General features: G+C 39.5%; 17 protein-coding genes. 8 read left to right on the top strand and 9 right to left on the bottom strand.

The genetic code is table 11. The annotated features are described in order from the left end of the window. Positions 1-61 precede the first annotated feature (61 nt). Complete coding sequence (gene hemW / locus Q0895_RS00340) at positions 62-1339, top strand: radical SAM family heme chaperone HemW (RefSeq protein ID WP_299184618.1); 1278 nt, start codon at positions 62-64, stop codon at positions 1337-1339. A gap of 142 nt (positions 1340-1481) precedes the next feature. On the opposite strand, the gene Q0895_RS00335 is transcribed toward hemW, so the two are convergent. Then, complete coding sequence (locus Q0895_RS00335; RefSeq protein WP_075103144.1) at positions 1482-1622, bottom strand: entericidin A/B family lipoprotein; 141 nt, start codon at positions 1620-1622, stop codon at positions 1482-1484. A 347-nt stretch (positions 1623-1969) separates the two neighbouring features. On the opposite strand from Q0895_RS00335, the gene Q0895_RS00330 reads away from it, so the two are divergent. Next, on the top strand, positions 1970-2530 hold the full coding sequence (locus tag Q0895_RS00330; RefSeq protein WP_299184615.1) for a tRNA (cytidine(34)-2'-O)-methyltransferase: 561 nt from the start codon (positions 1970-1972) through the stop codon (positions 2528-2530). 21 nt (positions 2531-2551) lie between these two features. Here Q0895_RS00330 and Q0895_RS00325 read toward each other — a convergent pair whose 3' ends face one another. From Q0895_RS00325 to tusD, 4 genes are read right to left on the bottom strand one after another with little or no spacing between them, the layout of a single operon-like run. Next, entirely contained in the window at positions 2552-2869 is a 318-nt protein-coding gene (locus Q0895_RS00325) for a TusE/DsrC/DsvC family sulfur relay protein (RefSeq protein WP_299185320.1), read from the bottom strand. 17 nt (positions 2870-2886) lie between these two features. Continuing rightward, the gene (locus Q0895_RS00320; RefSeq protein ID WP_299184613.1) at positions 2887-3216 is read right to left on the bottom strand and encodes a hypothetical protein; all 330 of its coding nucleotides are present in this window, start codon (positions 3214-3216) and stop codon (positions 2887-2889) included. A 52-nt stretch (positions 3217-3268) separates the two neighbouring features. Then, the gene (locus tag Q0895_RS00315) at positions 3269-3592 is read right to left on the bottom strand and encodes a hypothetical protein (RefSeq protein WP_299184611.1); all 324 of its coding nucleotides are present in this window, start codon (positions 3590-3592) and stop codon (positions 3269-3271) included. 27 nt (positions 3593-3619) lie between these two features. After that, positions 3620-4087, bottom strand: coding sequence for a sulfurtransferase complex subunit TusD (gene tusD, locus Q0895_RS00310; protein ID WP_299184609.1), 468 nt, complete (start codon positions 4085-4087; stop codon positions 3620-3622). A gap of 378 nt (positions 4088-4465) precedes the next feature. On the opposite strand from tusD, the gene glnE reads away from it, so the two are divergent. Next, the gene (gene glnE / locus Q0895_RS00305) at positions 4466-7321 is read left to right on the top strand and encodes a bifunctional [glutamate--ammonia ligase]-adenylyl-L-tyrosine phosphorylase/[glutamate--ammonia-ligase] adenylyltransferase (protein ID WP_299185318.1); all 2856 of its coding nucleotides are present in this window, start codon (positions 4466-4468) and stop codon (positions 7319-7321) included. A 192-nt stretch (positions 7322-7513) separates the two neighbouring features. Next, positions 7514-8443: a branched-chain amino acid transaminase gene (locus Q0895_RS00300; protein ID WP_299184608.1), complete on the top strand. Its 930-nt coding sequence runs from the start codon at positions 7514-7516 to the stop codon at positions 8441-8443. 93 nt (positions 8444-8536) lie between these two features. Here the strand turns inward: Q0895_RS00300 and Q0895_RS00295 are convergent, their stop codons facing one another. The 3 genes from Q0895_RS00295 to Q0895_RS00285 all read right to left on the bottom strand — a co-directional run bounded on the left by Q0895_RS00295 (position 8537) and on the right by Q0895_RS00285 (position 11154). Beyond that, positions 8537-9559 (bottom strand): hypothetical protein, encoded by a 1023-nt coding sequence (locus Q0895_RS00295; protein ID WP_299184606.1) that lies wholly within the window; start codon positions 9557-9559, stop codon positions 8537-8539. Between the two features lie 74 nt (positions 9560-9633). Continuing rightward, positions 9634-10799, bottom strand: a protein-coding gene (locus Q0895_RS00290) for an IS3 family transposase (RefSeq protein WP_299184605.1) whose coding sequence is annotated in 2 segments (ribosomal slippage) — positions 9634-10541 and positions 10541-10799 — 1167 coding nt in all. Because the reading frame shifts where the segments join, the coding sequence is not laid out codon by codon here. A gap of 52 nt (positions 10800-10851) precedes the next feature. Further along, a complete protein-coding gene (locus Q0895_RS00285; protein WP_299184604.1) occupies positions 10852-11154 on the bottom strand; it encodes a hypothetical protein in 303 nt (100 codons plus the stop codon). A 1027-nt stretch (positions 11155-12181) separates the two neighbouring features. On the opposite strand from Q0895_RS00285, the gene Q0895_RS00280 reads away from it, so the two are divergent. The 4 genes from Q0895_RS00280 to Q0895_RS00265 all read left to right on the top strand — a co-directional run bounded on the left by Q0895_RS00280 (position 12182) and on the right by Q0895_RS00265 (position 16066). Next, positions 12182-13045: a glycosyltransferase gene (locus Q0895_RS00280; protein ID WP_299184602.1), complete on the top strand. Its 864-nt coding sequence runs from the start codon at positions 12182-12184 to the stop codon at positions 13043-13045. A 140-nt stretch (positions 13046-13185) separates the two neighbouring features. After that, the gene (locus tag Q0895_RS00275; protein WP_299184600.1) at positions 13186-14271 is read left to right on the top strand and encodes a glycosyltransferase; all 1086 of its coding nucleotides are present in this window, start codon (positions 13186-13188) and stop codon (positions 14269-14271) included. Positions 14272-14385: 114 nt separating this feature from the next. After that, on the top strand, positions 14386-15195 hold the full coding sequence (locus tag Q0895_RS00270; protein WP_299184598.1) for a glycosyltransferase family 25 protein: 810 nt from the start codon (positions 14386-14388) through the stop codon (positions 15193-15195). A 61-nt stretch (positions 15196-15256) separates the two neighbouring features. Further along, complete coding sequence (locus Q0895_RS00265; protein WP_299184596.1) at positions 15257-16066, top strand: glycosyltransferase family 25 protein; 810 nt, start codon at positions 15257-15259, stop codon at positions 16064-16066. 1 nt (position 16067) lies between these two features. On the opposite strand, the gene Q0895_RS00260 is transcribed toward Q0895_RS00265, so the two are convergent. Next, positions 16068-17162, bottom strand: coding sequence for a glycosyltransferase (locus Q0895_RS00260; protein ID WP_299184594.1), 1095 nt, complete (start codon positions 17160-17162; stop codon positions 16068-16070). Positions 17163-17175 lie beyond the last annotated feature (13 nt).

Genomic DNA, 17175 nt, shown 5'->3' with positions numbered 1-17175 from the left:
CCGTTATCCTAGCCGTATTTTTTTGCGGTTTTCGCCGCTTATTATTGAATAAGTTTACGTTATGTCGATATCTGAGTTTGATAATATTAGAGTGTTCTCCAACGCCACAAATACTTCTTGTATAGATGCGACCATTATACCGTTGGCGCTATATATTCATATTCCGTGGTGTGTAAAAAAATGTCCTTATTGTGATTTTAACTCGCACGAGTTGGACGCTGATGTACAGCTATCAATGTATGATGAGTACGTAGATGCGCTCTTGCTAGATGCGCAGATGCAAGAGCCTCTGACTCAAGGACGCCAGATTGGCTCAATATTCATAGGCGGTGGCACGCCATCATTGCTACCGATTAGTCAATACCAGCGTTTATTTAAAGGTTTACAAGACTGCTTTGAATTTGCCGATGATATTGAAGTTACTATGGAAGCGAATCCTGGCACTTTAGAACATGCGCCATTCGCTGAGTATCTAAAAGTAGGTATTAATCGCTTATCCATTGGAGTGCAGAGCTTCGCTGCTGATAAGCTGCAAACACTTGGGCGTATTCACGATCCTGATCAGGCAACAGCCGCCATTCATGCGGCTCGCGCTGCTGGCTTTGAGCGGGTCAATGTAGACTTAATGCATGGTTTGCCGCAGCAGTCGCTTAGTGAGGCGTTGTATGATATTCAGACAGCGCATGATGCTGGCGCAACGCACATCTCTTGGTATCAGCTGACAATTGAGCCAAATACCGTATTCTATCGCAGTCAGCCTATCTTACCTGATGAGGATAGCTTGGCTGATATCGAAGAGGCAGGGCAGGCTTTGCTACAGCGCCTGGGTTATGATAACTACGAAGTGTCGGCATGGGCAGGTGCATCAGATAAGCCGTGTCGACACAACGTCAATTACTGGCAGTTTGGCGATTATTTGGCCATTGGTGCTGGCGCACACGGCAAGGTAACTTTGAATCGCAGTGACTTAATAAGTAAGGATTTGCAAAACGATGAACTATTATCAGAGGAACTACTATCAAAGACAGGTATCTACCGTTTTAGTAAATCACGCTCTCCAAAAGACTATATGACTTATGAAGATGCACCAAAAATGGTCAATTGGCTGCCAATTGCTGATGATGAGTTGGTCAGTGAATTTATGCTCAATGCGCTACGTCTGCATGATGGGTTGACATGGTCGCTATTTGCATCGCGAACAGGACTGAGCTATGAAAGCATAGCGCGGCAAGTCAATAAGCTAGTCGAGCAAGGCTTGTTGGTGAACAATACTGAGCTGTTACAACCAACTTTATTAGGTCGTCGTTACTTAAATCAGATATTGCGCACATTTTTATAGTGCTTGTATGCTTAAATTTTTATGTATCTGTATATGATGAAGATTATTTATACATTACTGTTTATACATCACTGTTATTAAGAACAAAAAAAGGCTTACCAAATGGTAAGCCCTTCAAACACAGAATCTAAAATGTTAGAACTTAGATTTTGTTTTGTACGTCTTGTGCACCACCAGTTACTGCTTCGCCAGCGCTTGATACGTCTTGGCCTAGGCCTTTAAAAGTGTTGCAACCAGTCAATACAAACATAGCAGTCAAAGATGCGATAATTACTTTTTTCATAATAATGTTCCCAAAATGGATAGGTTTATTTGAGTAATAACAAGCATGTTGCCTAAGTATTACTAACGATGTGCAGGATAAATGGCAATATCATGATATCAATTAAGCATAAACATGCTGTTCTGATATCATCAAACTGTCTTGTTATCCATTGGTGCCATGATAATCAAAGTTAAAAACCGTGCCCAGTATCAAAATGTAATTATTGACAATAAACTGTAACTTTTAATTACGCTTAGCAGCCAGCTGGCTTACATAGCTGTCATTTAGCGATGGTGTACAAGCACAATGTCGAGCCAACATGTCGCAAATAACATCAACCTTTTTAAACCTATTATGGAAATTTTATGACCATTCATATTGTGCTAGTAGCACCGAAAATGCCTAGCAATACCGGCAATATTATTCGTTTATGTGCCAATAGTGGCGCGCAGCTACATTTGGTGCAGCCACTAGGCTTTGAGCTAGATGATAAAAAACTGCGACGTGCTGGATTGGATTATCATGAATACGCACACTTGCAAGTGCATGCTGATTGGTCGGCAGCGAAGCAAGCATTACTTAAGGCAAATTGCCAGACAATCACAGCGCTGACAACCAAGCTTAGTAAACCGTTTTATGATTACGATTTTATGGCACAACCAAATACTAATGCAGACAACACACCTACAGTACCGAATGTGGCGATGGTGTTTGGTTCTGAAACCGCAGGCCTAGCGGATGATATACGTGAAGATATTGGCGCTGATAATTGGTTAAGACTGCCCATGTTGCCTGATTCGCGCAGCCTTAACTTATCTAACAGCGTGGCGATATGTCTCTACGAAGTATGGCGACAGCAAGGTTTTAGTGGTGATGAAGGACGCAGCATCGGTTACGAGAGCCTTACTGTTTATGACCCAAAATAGCCGCCTATAAAAAAGCGGTTTTTATAAGCAGTTAGGCGGCTTTGGTAGGCCTGACAAGCGATTGACATGACGAGCCACCAAACCTGTATTAAATAATTGTTGCAACTTTTGGTTGCTGATATCTTGTTCAGGCAAAGTCTGCTGCAACCATTTAATTAACGGGCGCGTAGCTGGCGCGTGATTAAACTTAACGAAAAAAGCTCTTACCTGTTGTAGGATGGCTAGACGCTCGTCATCTAGCTTGACATCTAATGTATCTGCCAGTTGTTGGGCTATAGCAGGTGACCAAATGCTATGGTCACAGAGATGACCGTCTTGATCTAGAGCGATGTTAGACATAGTGATATTAGATACAGTCATAAGGATATGGTCACTACTTTGTCAAACTGTGGGTCTTGGGTCATAGTAACCCATTCATCATCAGTTAAAACACCAGTTAGCTTGGCGTTTAAGTTTAATTTGGCAGTCGTATTATCACTGAGATTTGCAACATCGCCCGCTAGAGCATAGATTGCAGCGATACCTTCTATATCACTCTCACCTAAATAGGCATTAAGCCATTCAACGAAAGCGACAGTTGCGCCTAGTAAGACGATGCTGTCACCAGCGCGCCATGTTAGCGCCATCTCTTCTGTGCTGCGTCTGAGTTTGTCCATCGTGCTATGTAATTGATATAAAGTTGCCATATTGAGCTTCCGAATGATTGCAAATAGCAAGGTAATATCTAAAAATATACCGTTAAAAAGCTAAGACTTGCTCAAAGCTTTGTGAGTTAATAACTTCTGGTACCAGCATAAGCTGCGAGGCCAAGTCGCTTGGTAACATACCTGTAATCCATCCGCTAAATACATCCTCAGGTAGCCAAGCGGGCGGCATATCATATAGTTCAAGAGATTGAATCATACCGTACAAACGCGACTTTGGCTGCATCAGCAGTCCAAAGACAGGAGCGTCTAGATAAAGCTGTACCTCATGACCAAACGTTGCAAGCGTCAAGGCGAGGGCACAGCCTTCATAGCTTGCCATCTCTGTGGGAGTGCGCAGCTGAATGAGTAATTTCATAGATCATCCTTCATTGTTTATGCTCACTTAAAACTGTAGCAGACGGCAGTTGCTTTGCATCATCATTGCAAGATCACTAAGACCAACCAAATGAAAACCATTGGCAATATTTTCACCATTTAGTTGATGGCGTGTACTGTTATCATTATCACTAACGCCGCGGCTAAGCGCAGTGCTGACGCATACAGGTAGCGAGAGCTGGTATTGCTTAGCAAGCGCTTGCCATTCTTTAGTTAAGTCAGTCTGATCTGCTGACTGCCAGCGCAAGCGATTGGCTATGTGGGCGGCATCAGCATAAAAAAAGACATTTAAGGGTTGCGTAACACTTTCAGCGACTTGCTGCCCCGTACTTTCATCGTGATGTTGTACCTGCTTTGATGTTATTTGCTTTAAAAAGGTACGAGCATAACGTAGTGCTAAATGCGCAAGCGGGTGGCCTGGATCGGTAGTAATTAATAATAATGGAGTAGGTTTGTTAGTTATTGGCACGGTCATATAGGTAGTATCACCAGTAATCAGTTGTTGGTTGTTGGTTGTTGTGAGTATTAAAAGAGAATGAAATATAAATAAAAACGCTTGGATTTGTTTTAGCATTGCGTTTACGTGAGCTATCACGCATTTTAGATTGTCAATCTAGTATTCTACAACTTCTTACTACCAAAAGTAATGGTTGCTCGTTTAGGTTTTTAGTATTCATGCTACCATAAAGTTGACCCAGTCAAATGCTGTATGTATTGTAAACCGCAAGATGGTCATACCTGCAACAGTTTATCTAATGTGACCCTCTCGTTAGAAAAAACTATGAACAAGACGGTTAGGTTCAGGTAGTCTTATTGATCCATGCTGCACGGAGTACTTATTATGTCACTAGCGATGTCATCTACTACACCTAGTAACCAAAGCCATCAGCCTACAGAAGAACAAATCCAAGTTTTGGGTACGGCTAGTGCTTTTGCGTATCAGATTTGGGAGAGTCGGACGACTTCTTGTCAGACGTTTTTGCGCAGTTATCCACTCAATCAAACATTAACTCGTCAGCAAATAGATGATCTTATTCAAGATTATACGTTAGATGATAACTACCAGTTGGGTGATGAGGCGACAGTCATGAAAGGGCTGCGAAATCTGCGCAATCTATTGATGATGCGCTGGATTTGGCAGGATGCTCTAAGAATGATAAAGCTTGAACAGTTGACGGATGAGCTCTCTGAGCTTGCTGATGGTTGTATAGTTTTTGCTAAAGAATATACTTATCAGCAATTGGTTGCCCAATATGGCAAGCCAACTTTTATAGATGATAAAGGGGTGAAGCGTATTGACGACATGGCAATTATGGCTATGGGTAAACTTGGCGCTCATGAACTGAATTTATCGAGTGATATTGACCTGATATTTGTCCATCAAGCGCGCGGTGAGACTGATGGAGATAAAGCAAAGGGTACGCGAAGTATTGATAATAAACGTTTTATGACACGTCTTGGTCAAGGTATTATTAAGCTATTGGATAATTGTACCGCAGATGGTTTTGTATTCCGAGTAGACATGCGTTTGCGCCCATGGGGTGATGGTAGCGATTTGGCCATTCATCTATCAGCATTGCAAAAGTACTTTGCCAACCATGGCCGAGCGTGGGAGCGTTTTGCTTGGCTTAAAGCACGCGTAGTCGGTCAGGTTACACCGCCATTTTATGATGAGTTGCAAGCGCTCATTAAGCCTTTCGTTTTTCGCTATTACGTCGATTATAGTGCTTTTTCGGCTTTGCGTGAGATGAAATCTCTCATCCAAAATCAAGTGGCACAGCGAGAAGATTTGGACAATATTAAGCTGGGTGCTGGCGGTATTCGTGATATTGAGTTTATCGTACAAGCCTTTCAGCTTATCTACGGTGGTCGTCATCCGCAGCTACAAGTCAAGTCATGCCTGCAAGCGATGGAGGTGCTGTACGAGCTTGAATATCTTGAATACTCGACCTATGGTCAATTACAGGCCGCTTACCGGTTTTTGCGCCGTCTTGAACACGGTATTCAAGCAATTAACGATCAGCAGACCCAGCGGCTACCTAATGATGAACACTGGCAGTACAATTTGGCCATTACTTTAGGCTTTGAGACTTGGGCTGCACTACTAACAACGCTTAATCTACATCGCGAAAATGTCAATGTTCCATTTGAGCGTATGGTGACTGAACGGCAAGTACCCGATCAAGAAGACACTGAGCTTGACCATGCCAATCTTGATGAGCAAATTGCGCAGCTCAATACCATACTAACGGAGCAAAACCGCGCACAACTACAGGCATTTTGGCAATCAAAAATGGTCGCCAACCTAAGCGATGAAGCTCGAACACGTTTAGATGACGCTTATCCGGTAATCGTGCATGCGTTGCTTGCGCATCAAGAACAGCAGCAACTGGCCAATAGTGCACTACCGCGTCTCATTAATTTACTTGAGGCCATCTGTCGACGCTCAATCTACTTGGTCATGATCGCAGAAAACCCTAATGCAACGGTTGAGCTGATTCCGATGTTGTCTGCTAGCCCTTGGATTGCCAATGAGCTGGCACGGTATCCTGTCTTACTGGATACCTTTTTACAGCAGCGCTATCGTCATTTGCCGGACAAATTAGAGCTACACGACATCTTGCGTCAGCGTCTATTGCGTGTAGAGCCTGATGACGAAGAAGAGCTATTGAGCGTGCTGCGGTTGTTTAAAAAGAATCAGGTGTTGGCCGTTGCTGCCAGTGACGTCTTGGCTGAAAGGCCCATCATGAAAGTATCAGATTCTTTAACTTACATTGCAGCTGTGGTGTTAGAAGCGGCACTGGAGCGCGCTTTTGCAGAATTGGTCAAGCGCTACGGCTATCCTATCGCCCAAAATGGTGATCCAGTCACTGAAGCTGATTGTGGTTTTGCTATTATTGGTTATGGTAAGCTTGGTGGTCTTGAGCTGTCTTACTCATCCGATTTAGACTTGGTGTTTTTGCACAAGATAAAAGAGCAGGGCATGACGACTGGTGAGAAGTCAGTAAGTGGGATGAAGTTCGCTGCACGTCTGGCGCAAAAGCTTATGACTTATCTTAATACGCAAACGCGTGATGGACGAGCATATGAGATTGATATGCGTCTGCGTCCCTCAGGTAATGCAGGTATGATGGTGGTCTCTTGCCATGCTTTTGAGACTTATCAACGTGACAAAGCATGGGCTTGGGAGCATCAAGCACTGGTTCGGGCACGGGCAATATGCGGTGACAAACGTGTAACAGCACTATTTTGCGATATTCGCCGTACAATATTGGCTTTGCCGCGTACACTTGATGAAGTGCGTACAGAGGTGACAAGTATGCGCATCAAAATGCAAAAACATCTTGGCACCAGTCGGGGACAACAACAAGCTGGCAAGTTTCATCTCAAGCAAGACGCTGGCGGCATTATTGATATTGAGTTTTTAGCGCAATTTGTAGTGCTGGCCTATTCGCATGAGTACCCAAGCCTGACCAAGTGGAGCGACAACGTACGTATCTTTGAAGAAGTGGCGCTGCTTGGTATTTGGGATGAGCAAGTTTGCCAAGATTTAACTGATGCGTATCTGCGTATACGAGCTGCTGCCCACCAGCTGGCACTGTCTGAGCAATCCTTGCTGGTAGATGAATCATTATGGACAGAGACACGTGCGCTTGTGCAATCTCAGTGGCAACATTTGATGGGTGGACCGTCAATAGAAGCGAAATAAGCGTTTATACAACAAAGGATATAAATAAAAGCCATATAACGACAAACTAAAATGTTTCATTTGTTTGGCTTGCCGATGATATAATCATTTGCACACTAATACGGACTCAGTGTAATCATACAATTTTAATTAAAATAGTTACTTAAAACTCAACAAAAAGTTAGTCGTTAGTACTAACATAAGGATTTTTACATGAATATGGCAACACAGGAAGGCAAGCTTTGGATGAACGGTACGATGGTTGAACAACCTGATGCCAAAGTTCATGTACTTACCCATAGTTTGCATTATGGTATGGCGGTGTTTGAAGGAGTACGCGCTTATCAAACTGATGACAATCGTACCGCAATCTTCCGTTTAAAAGAGCATACTGAGCGTCTGTTAGGGTCTGCAAAAATATTTCAAATGGATGTGCCTTTTGATGCGGCTACGCTTGAGCAAGCACATAAAGATGTGGTTAAACAAAATGAGTTAGCAGAAGCTTATATTCGTCCACTTATTTGGGTGGGCGCAGAAAAACTAGGCCTGTCCTCCCATGGCAACAGTATCAATGCAATGGTTGCTGCTTGGCACTGGGGTGCATATCTTGGCGAAGAGGGCATTCAAAACGGTATCCGCGTCAAAACCTCTTCTTATACACACCACATGCCAAACGTCACGATGTGTAAGGCTAAGGCTTCAAGTAACTATCCTGTATCTATCATGGCTAACCAAGAAGTGACTCGTAATGGTTATGACGAAGCTATCTTGATGGACCCACAAGGCTTTGTTTGCCAAGGTGCCGGTGAGAATTTATTCTTAGTTAAGAATGGTGAGCTACATACCCCAGACTTATCTGGTGGAGCTTTGGATGGTATTACTCGTCGCACTATTTTACAGTTTGCCGCTGATTTGGGCATTAACGTCATTGAGCGCCGTATCACTCGAGATGAGTTCTACCTGGCCGATGAAATCTTTATGACCGGTACAGCTGCTGAGGTTACGCCTATTCGTGAGTATGACGATCGTACTATCGGTAACGGTAGCCGTGGTCCATTGACTGAAAAGCTGCAAACCTTGTATTTTGATGTGGTGCATGGGCGTAATGAGAAGTATATGGATTGGTTAAGCTTTATTGATTAATTATAAGCTTAGGTTAATTGAATGTTTATATGTAAAAAAGCTAAGACTTATATAGGTCTTAGCTTTTTTTATGACTACTTATATAAAGTATAGCTACTTAAACTTTTTTCGCCATTTTATTTTTTTATTTGTTTTATAAGGATTAGGATAGTCACTATTAAGCCCGATACTATCTTCATAATAATGGTACATTTCTTTGATATTATCTAATTTATATTCAATTAAAGTCTCATAAAACAAATGCCAAAAAAACTCATCTTTTTCAAATGGACGTGAAAGGGTAACTGCAAAGTAAGCAAGCTTATGGTAAAGAGATTCTAAGGCTTGATTGTCTATAAAAGTTATTTTTTTATACAGCTCAATGTATCTATCCCAATTATCGATAGAAAGCTCATGTTTTAATTTTTGATAGAGGTGTTGACTATTCTCAGGAGTGTGACGTTCGAGCTGTTTGGATAGCTCTTGATTGTCAATTGCTACGAGTCCTTTGCCAGTGAAATTATAATTTTTAAGACGTGTAAAGTTATATGTAGTCACTAAGCCGATTAAACTGCCTTCAGGAGAAATAATACACACTGGCTTTTGACACGCTAAGCCTTCTATAGCGACACGGCCCATTCCAGCAACACCTAAATACCCTGGTATCAGTTCCGCTATCTCTCTAACTTCACCTAAAAACCTTACTTGAGTTTTGATATCAAGAGCATTGATACGTTTGCGTAGTTCTAATGGATCACCGCCGCCTGCGATGTCAATATTAGCTATATTACAACTATTTGCTGCCTGCAAAAACCGTAAAATCGATTCGTACTTTTCAGCACTTATACGACTTATTAATAGCCAAGCTGGTGTTATTTCACTTGTTTGATGTCGATATTCATTTAAATTAATTAAGTTGGGAATAATAGTTTTATCGGCGTTTCTAGCTGGGATAATGCTTTCTAATAACTTAGAAACATAGATGGACAAACTAAAACTTTCACCTGTTAACTTTTGGATAAATAATCGATTAAATGGTGTGCGATATATATCTAAAGGTCCATGAATAGTTGAAATAACAGGGATACGACAAAGTTGAGCGGCTATTACCGCTGCACAGGCAAACAAATCAAGCATATGTATGCTCAGTAATTCAATATCATGATGACCCCTGCCGTCAATCCCGTAGACTTAAACTTGGGAGATTTTAGTTACGCAGCTTGACGATAATAATCAAACCACATCTGTCTTGGCGACTTATAGCTCAAGCCCTTTTGAATCCTCGTTTGATTGTAATACAGCTCAATATAGCCAATGATATCGCTGATGGCTGCAAATCTAGTTTTATAGTTCTGGTGATACACTAGCTCATTCTTCAAGACGCCCCAGAAACTTTCTATCGGAGCGTTGTCGAAACAATTGCCTTTGCCACTCATAGATCCTGTAAACTGATGCTGTTTAATGATCTTGTGGTAGGCATGGCTACAGTACTGACTGCCTCTGTCAGAATGAACGATTAGCCCTTCAGCAGGTCGTTTATTCTTAACCCCCATGTTGAGTGCACGGCATACTAAATCTGCGGTCATACGCTTGTTAATAGCGTAACCGACAAGCTCTTTGGTGTATAAGTCTTTGACCCCTGCTAAGTACAGCCAACCCTCATTCGTCCAGATATAGGTGATGTCGCTGACCCACGACTCGTTAGGGCGCTTAGCGTCAAACTGCTGATCAAGCACGTTATCATAGACCAGTTTGTTGTGATTAGAGTCAGTGGTGATTTTAAAGCGTTTGTGACGACGACATTTAATGCCAAACTCTTCTTTAATACGTCTGACCATGTATAGACTAATATCATGCCCTTGATCGCTTAGATAGGAATGCAGACGATCTATACCATAACGCTCTTTAGTTTCAATGTGTGCGGCTTTGACTAGCAGCTCAGACTGGTTGCGATGTATTTGTTGGTCACTGATATCACGACCTAGCCAGTCATAGTAGCTTGAGGGTTTAACCTGTAGTACGCGGCACATAGTGGTGATGCTAAAGAAGTGCTGGTTATCTTTGATAAAGGCGTACCTGACTAACTGTGCTTTGCAAAGTACGCCGTCGCCTTTTTTAGTATTTCGCGCTCCTCTTCAGCCACTTTGAGCTGCCGCTTTAGGCGTTTTACCTCTTCAAGCGCACTCATAAGTTCAGGGTCATACTGCTTTGTTCCTACAAGTTTGCCTTGATTGGCTTTGTTATGCCAATTTGAGAGCGTTTGCATGGCAATGCCAAGCTGCTTTGCAGTGGCTGAGATATTGCCGTTGTTGTCTGCTATCTTTTTAACAGCTTCGGCTTTAAATTCGTCACTGTAGGTTCTTACTTTCTTGGTCATGGTAAACTCCTGTTATTATGCTTAGTTTACCAAGTTTACTTGTACGGTTTCTTCAGCATAGCTCATGACTCTCGATAGTATCAACAACATGATCGACCAGTTTGATGAAGTCAGTCGCTAAAGACACGCTTTCTATATCAACTGTAGTAAAATGACAGGTATTGAATAGCTTAGCAATATTCGGATCAAAAGCTCTCTTGTTGGTTAACAAGTAGACCTGATAATTGTGTTTATTTAAATATTGAAATTCATCTATCCAGCGGGTCTCAATACCACCGATGCCGTCAAGGCGATGATAAATGAAAAGAATGTTGATGGGTTTATTAGAATCATTAATAGACAATTCAGATGACATAAATTATTTCCTATCTATAAATTTTATCACAGAGATTATAAGCGCTTGGTAAGTACATGAGCTTAAAATATGAAAGAGTAAACGCAACAACTGATTATCTTATTGTCTACTACTAACTAACCTCATATTCTTACACTGCATTGACTCTGCAATCGAATGATTCAATAGTCAGTTGTATTCAGTAACCATGTCTCCTACAGCGTGCTAGTTCTTGGTAATAAAGTCAAGAATGTGGTTACCGATAAACTTATCTTTGGTAGCAATAGGATAACAGCTGCACAATTTGCGCCAACTATAACCGTCTGATCTACAAATAATCTATGGTTTAAGTCCATTAATCAGCAATTTAGTAACACTCGAACTTATGTTGGTTTGGAAGTTATTAACCCCATAAAATCTCATGATAAAGGCTATTAAGAAAGGAATGGCATTTGTCCAAGTGAGGGTAATAGTCGTAATTCTTAAGATGCTAACTGATGTTAAAAAACATACCAAAGGGGCACAACTATTAATAATTAAAAAACTAAAATGTTTGCTGGGAGACTGTTGTTTTACCCGGGCAATTAAGAGTATTAGCTTATGCAACAGAATGTCGGTTAATAATAATGGAGTATTTACTGATGGTCACCTCATCAACCAGTGCAGATGCGGCGCGAATATTGCAAGTATAATAAATGCTACCATCCATAGCTGTAAATTTTTAGTAGTGCCCATTGCTTTGATAAACATAGATACATTGCAATTAGTAAGTATGGCAATCTTACTAAGCACCCTACACATTGACCAAACTCTTAAATGGTTTTAGGCCAGCGCCTATGATTAGGTCAGACGTAATGCTTTTAAGATAGGTTGATAAAAGCTGTATAATACCCATGATGATAAAGGGGAAGGGAAGCTTTTAATAGCTTAATTGCTGGCTCAAAAACTGACTCTAAAGATTTGCTATAAGAGCTCGCTATATAAAACCAAACTGCGATACAATTCAACTATTTATTGTTTTTACACTATTGATTTATGAGGACGTTATATGGATAGCAATACTATTAAGGTGTTTGTTGGATGTGATCCTAATAATTGTGATCTAGAACAGATGATGGTACTAGATTATAGTATTCATAAATATACAAGCTTGCCTGTTGAGATTGTATGGATGCAATTATCACGTGATCCACAAAGTTTCTGGTATTCGAATCCTGAGACAGGTGAAGGGTGGAACACTACTAAATGGCCAACTCCTTTTTCAGGGTTTCGCTGGGCGATACCTGAATATTGCAATTATTCAGGACGAGCAATCTATATGGATGCAGATATGATTGTACTGTCTGATCTAGCCGAATTATGGGCACATCCTATAAATGGTAAATCCATTGTAGCAGCTAAGACAAAAGCTGATATGACGCGTCTTTGTACTTGTGTTTGGGATTGTGATCTTGCAAAAAATACTATTCCATCAGTAACCAAACTAAGAAAAGATCCTAAAGGTCATCGTAAAATGATGAAGCTAATCAAAAAAGATCCTGCGCTTGTCGAACCTTATCAAGATAGCTTCAACTGTGTGGATGGAGAAGGTTTAGCGATTGAAGATATTAGGATATTACATTACTCAGATATGGGTACTCAGTTTAGCCATAAACATTCATTAAATAGGTTGAGTGAAGAAGGTCGCGAGCATTGGTTTGATGGAGAGATAATGTCACATCCAAGACAGGATTTGGCCGATCTATTCGATAAGTACTATGATGAAGCGATAACTAATGGTTATCAATTAGATAGTTATCGCATTAAGCCTTTCGGAGATTTTCCAAAAAAGACCCAGCAACGTTATACCGGGAATAAGGTTACACGCCCAGAAGCTTCTAAATCTTTTTTTTCGAGAGTTTTTAAACGTTAAATAGAAGTCTCTAGTTAAGACTTTATAGCATTTTGCAAATGCTTGCGTATATTTATTAGTGATACATTAGAAATGTGAAATTAAGGTTACTCCTTGATCATTGATAAAGTAGATGCCACTTTACGAATAGGTCATTATTTATGAATAAACGTACCAAAATAGCGGTACTTGTTATTAACTGCCTACAAGGCGGTGGTGCAGAGCGTTCTGTACTCACACTAGGGCAAGGCTTTTATGATTTAGGCTATGATGTACATGTTTTGAGGTTTAAGCCGCTTGTAGAGTATGATCTAAACTCGAACTTAAACTATCACTTACTCAGGTTTAAGCCTTATAAGTTGATTCCAGGCGTAGCGCGACGTCATAAGATTTTTGCGCGTGCTGTTGATAATTATATTTTAAATAAAATTGGCCAACCTGATATTGTACTATCGAACCTAGAACGCCCAGATAATATTTTTCGCTATAGTCAGCTACCAAACGTAGCTTATGTAATTCATAGTACATTGTCGTTATATTATAAATTTAGCCAAGTAAATGACATTGATAAGCTTAAATCTAAACTGAAAGACATCTACTCTCAACATCCATGCGTATGCGTTAGTGATGGAGTCAGAGATGACTTTATTCATCATCTTGGTGACATCACGCCTATAAAGACTATCAACAACCCTATCGATAGAGATGGTATTCAAGAATTAGCCAAAGCATTTGTTCCTGAATATCAAAATTATATTATCCATGTTGGTAGTTTTAAAGAGGCTAAACGCCATGATATTTTATTGAAGGCTTATGCTAAAACTGACCAATCCTTACCATTGTTACTTCTAGGGCAGGGTAAGCTCAAAAGTGATATAGAGCAGTTGATTATCGATCTTGACTTAACAGATAAAGTAGAACTTTTAGGATTCCATAAAAACTCATACCCTTACGTCAAACATGCCCAGTTTGAAGTAATGACTTCTAATAGAGAAGGGTTTCCGATGGTTCTTGCAGAAGCACTAGCACTAGAAACACCAATTATAAGTACTGATTGTCAGTCTGGCCCTAAAGAGATGCTTCCTGAACAAAACCTTATGCCAGTAGATGATATCGATGCTATTGCTGATAAGTTAAGCCAAGCTATGAAAAATCCAAACAAATTTTACGCAACTTTTGACGAATCACTTCTCCCTAAAGAAATTGCTAAGGAATACCTTACGTTTTTGAGAAAAGTTTCTAGTTAATAGTATATTTCTTAATCATATACCTTGGCTCATTTTCAATAAATAGTAATATTATATTGATGAAAACATAAATAAATTTACTGATAGTACCAGCAAAAAAAGAGAAAACTTAGGATGAAAAAAGCAGTTGTAGTTAGCCTTATCAATGAACATGAACGTCGTAAACATATTGATGACTTGTTCAATGAGCATAGTATTGATTTTAGCTATTTTGATGCTATCAATAAAGATCAAGTTGAAAATACCCTGCAGAAGTATGGTCTTGCTGTTACGTCAGAAAGAATATCGAAAGGGGAGGTTGCTTGTTATTTAAGTCACTATTGTTTGTGGCAGCAAGTTATAGAGCACAAGCTGCCATATTTAATGGTTTTTGAGGATGATATATATTTTTCTAAAAGCGCTAAAACCTTATTAAATAACCTTGATTGGTTATCCAATGATTTTGACGTGATTAAGCTTGAGACTATGTATGAGAGTGTCATGATTAAAGCAAATACTGCTTTGCAGCCACCTCATAAATTATATCGAATGAAGACAAGACATCTTGGTACAGCAGGTTATATTATTAGCCAAAAAGGTGCTAAAAATATGATTGAGTTAGTTCGAAAATTTGGTATCAATTCTCCAGTTGACCACTTTATGTTTGATATATTCTTAGAAAAAAATGTTCATAATGTATATCAATTGAATCCAGCTTTATGTATACAAGATAAGATCTATAATAGTACGGATACTAAGTTTGGAAGTGTGATAGAAGAAGGTAGAGCGCCACAGTCTATAATGAAACAGAAACTAACTTTATTACAAAAAATAAATAGAGAGCTTAATAGATTACTACGTCAATTGAAGATAGTAGAGTATTATAGTACTTTGTTGTTAGTTGCGAAAGGCTATCGAAATCAAGAAATTGATTATTCAGAGTAATCCACTATTTCTTAAGTTTTTAAAAATACTATCATTTAAGAGCAGGATATAAGTAATTAAAATGAGCAAGATATCGGTAATTAGTCTTATCAATGAATATGAGCGTCGCCAACATATTGATGCTTTGTTTGATAAATATAATCTTGATTATAGCTACTTTGATGCTATCAATAAGTCACAAGTTAAAGATATTCTGCAAAAATATGATTTAACTGTCAATACGGATAGGATGTCACTAGGAGAAGTGGCATGCTATTTAAGTCACTATTGTCTATGGCAACAAGTGCTTGAACGTGATTTACCTTATCTTATGGTATTTGAGGATGACATCTACTTTTCTAAAAGTGCTAAGACCTTATTAAATAATATTGATTGGTTACCTGATGGTTTTGACGTAATAAAGCTGGAAACTATGTACGATAGAGTAATTATTAACAAAGGTACCAATTTGTTATTGGGACATAAGCTGTGTCAGATGCAGAGTCGTCACATGGGTATGGCTGGATACATTGTTAGTCAGCAAGGTGTGCACAAACTATTAGCAATGACTAAAAAGCTTGGTATAGATCGTCCGGTTGATCATATTATGTTTGATAGACTAATTTTAGACAAAGGTAGTAGTGTTCATCAAGTATACCCAGCATTATGTATTCAAGATAAAATATATAACAAAGACTCTATACAATTCAAAAGTGAGTTAGAAAATACCCGAAAACCATTACAAACAAGAAAAGAAAAGCCTTCTGGGGCCAAAAAAATTAATAAAGAGCTTACAAGAGTATTTGAGCAGCTGTTACCAAAACATATGTATTATACGGGATGGCTAGTCATAAAAGGCTACAAAAAACAGAAAATTACCTACCTCGAATAAACTAACTCATAATGCAAGCATTATTTTGTATTATCTCTAAGTATTGTATAGCAGCATAGTCAGGATAAAACTTCTCATCTAAAGCCACTGCAAAAATTTCAGGCCTACCTATAACCTCTATCATTTTTTGTGCTAAAGCCTCAGTATCACCTACAGGGACCAAGTTTTTGGAAGGTAATACTTCAGGAGGACCTGATGGACAAGCAGTACTAATGACCGGAGTTCCTAAAGAAATGGCTTCAAGCATGGCAATATTCAAGCCTTCATAGTCTGACGATATCACCATCGCAGTAGCATTTTTAATGTAGGGATAGGGGTTAGAAGTCAATCCTATAAAATGAACACGATTAGCGATACCCAGTTGTCTAGTCAGCGCTTCACATGCTTGACGTTCTACTCCATCACCGACTAATACTAAATCAACGTCTAAGTTGCTTTTTGCATAAGCTTCGATTAATACGTCATGTCTTTTTGCCATTTTAAAAGTACTGACGTTTATTAAGTAGTCTTGATACGGAGGTGTAAATAGCGCTGATAGCTCATCGGCCTTTTGTACATCAACAGGATCATAAATGGTTGTTATATTAATAGTTTGCTCTAATAGAGTAGGTAAGTCTGCGCTTACACCTTCGCTTACACCTATGCATGGCTTTGATAAGTAAATATCTTTCAATTGCTTCAACGATCTGGGTGACATACTGTGAAGCTTAGACAGCGTATTGTGAACTACCAGATAGACGTTGTCTAACTGACTGTATGCCAAAAACTGATCGATAGATTTCAAGTTAGATAGCAATAAGTCTGGAGCGCCTATATTCTTTATAACAAACGCATCCATTGCTTTTGCTATGATTTTTTTTCGCATGAATCTTGGTATCTTGCGATAATTAGCATATGGAAATATATGTATAGGTATATCGCTAGGAACAGGTAATGCAACTTCTTCTCGTAGTAGTAAAATATGTACGTTATGTTGTGATTTTTTCAAAGATTTGGCTAAGGTGATTACAAATTGCTCGGCTCCTCCAATACTTAGAGAAGGTATGGCTAAAATAATAGTCTTTGGATTGTTGTTTAGATTGGCGGGTATTGTCATAATTTTTGTCTAT

Origin of the sequence: uncultured Psychrobacter sp. (assembly GCF_947495825.1) — a bacterium.
Classification (GTDB): Bacteria; Pseudomonadota; Gammaproteobacteria; order Pseudomonadales; family Moraxellaceae; genus Psychrobacter.
Note: the sequence above shows the minus strand (reverse complement) of the source record. Positions and strands in the feature narration are given on the sequence as shown.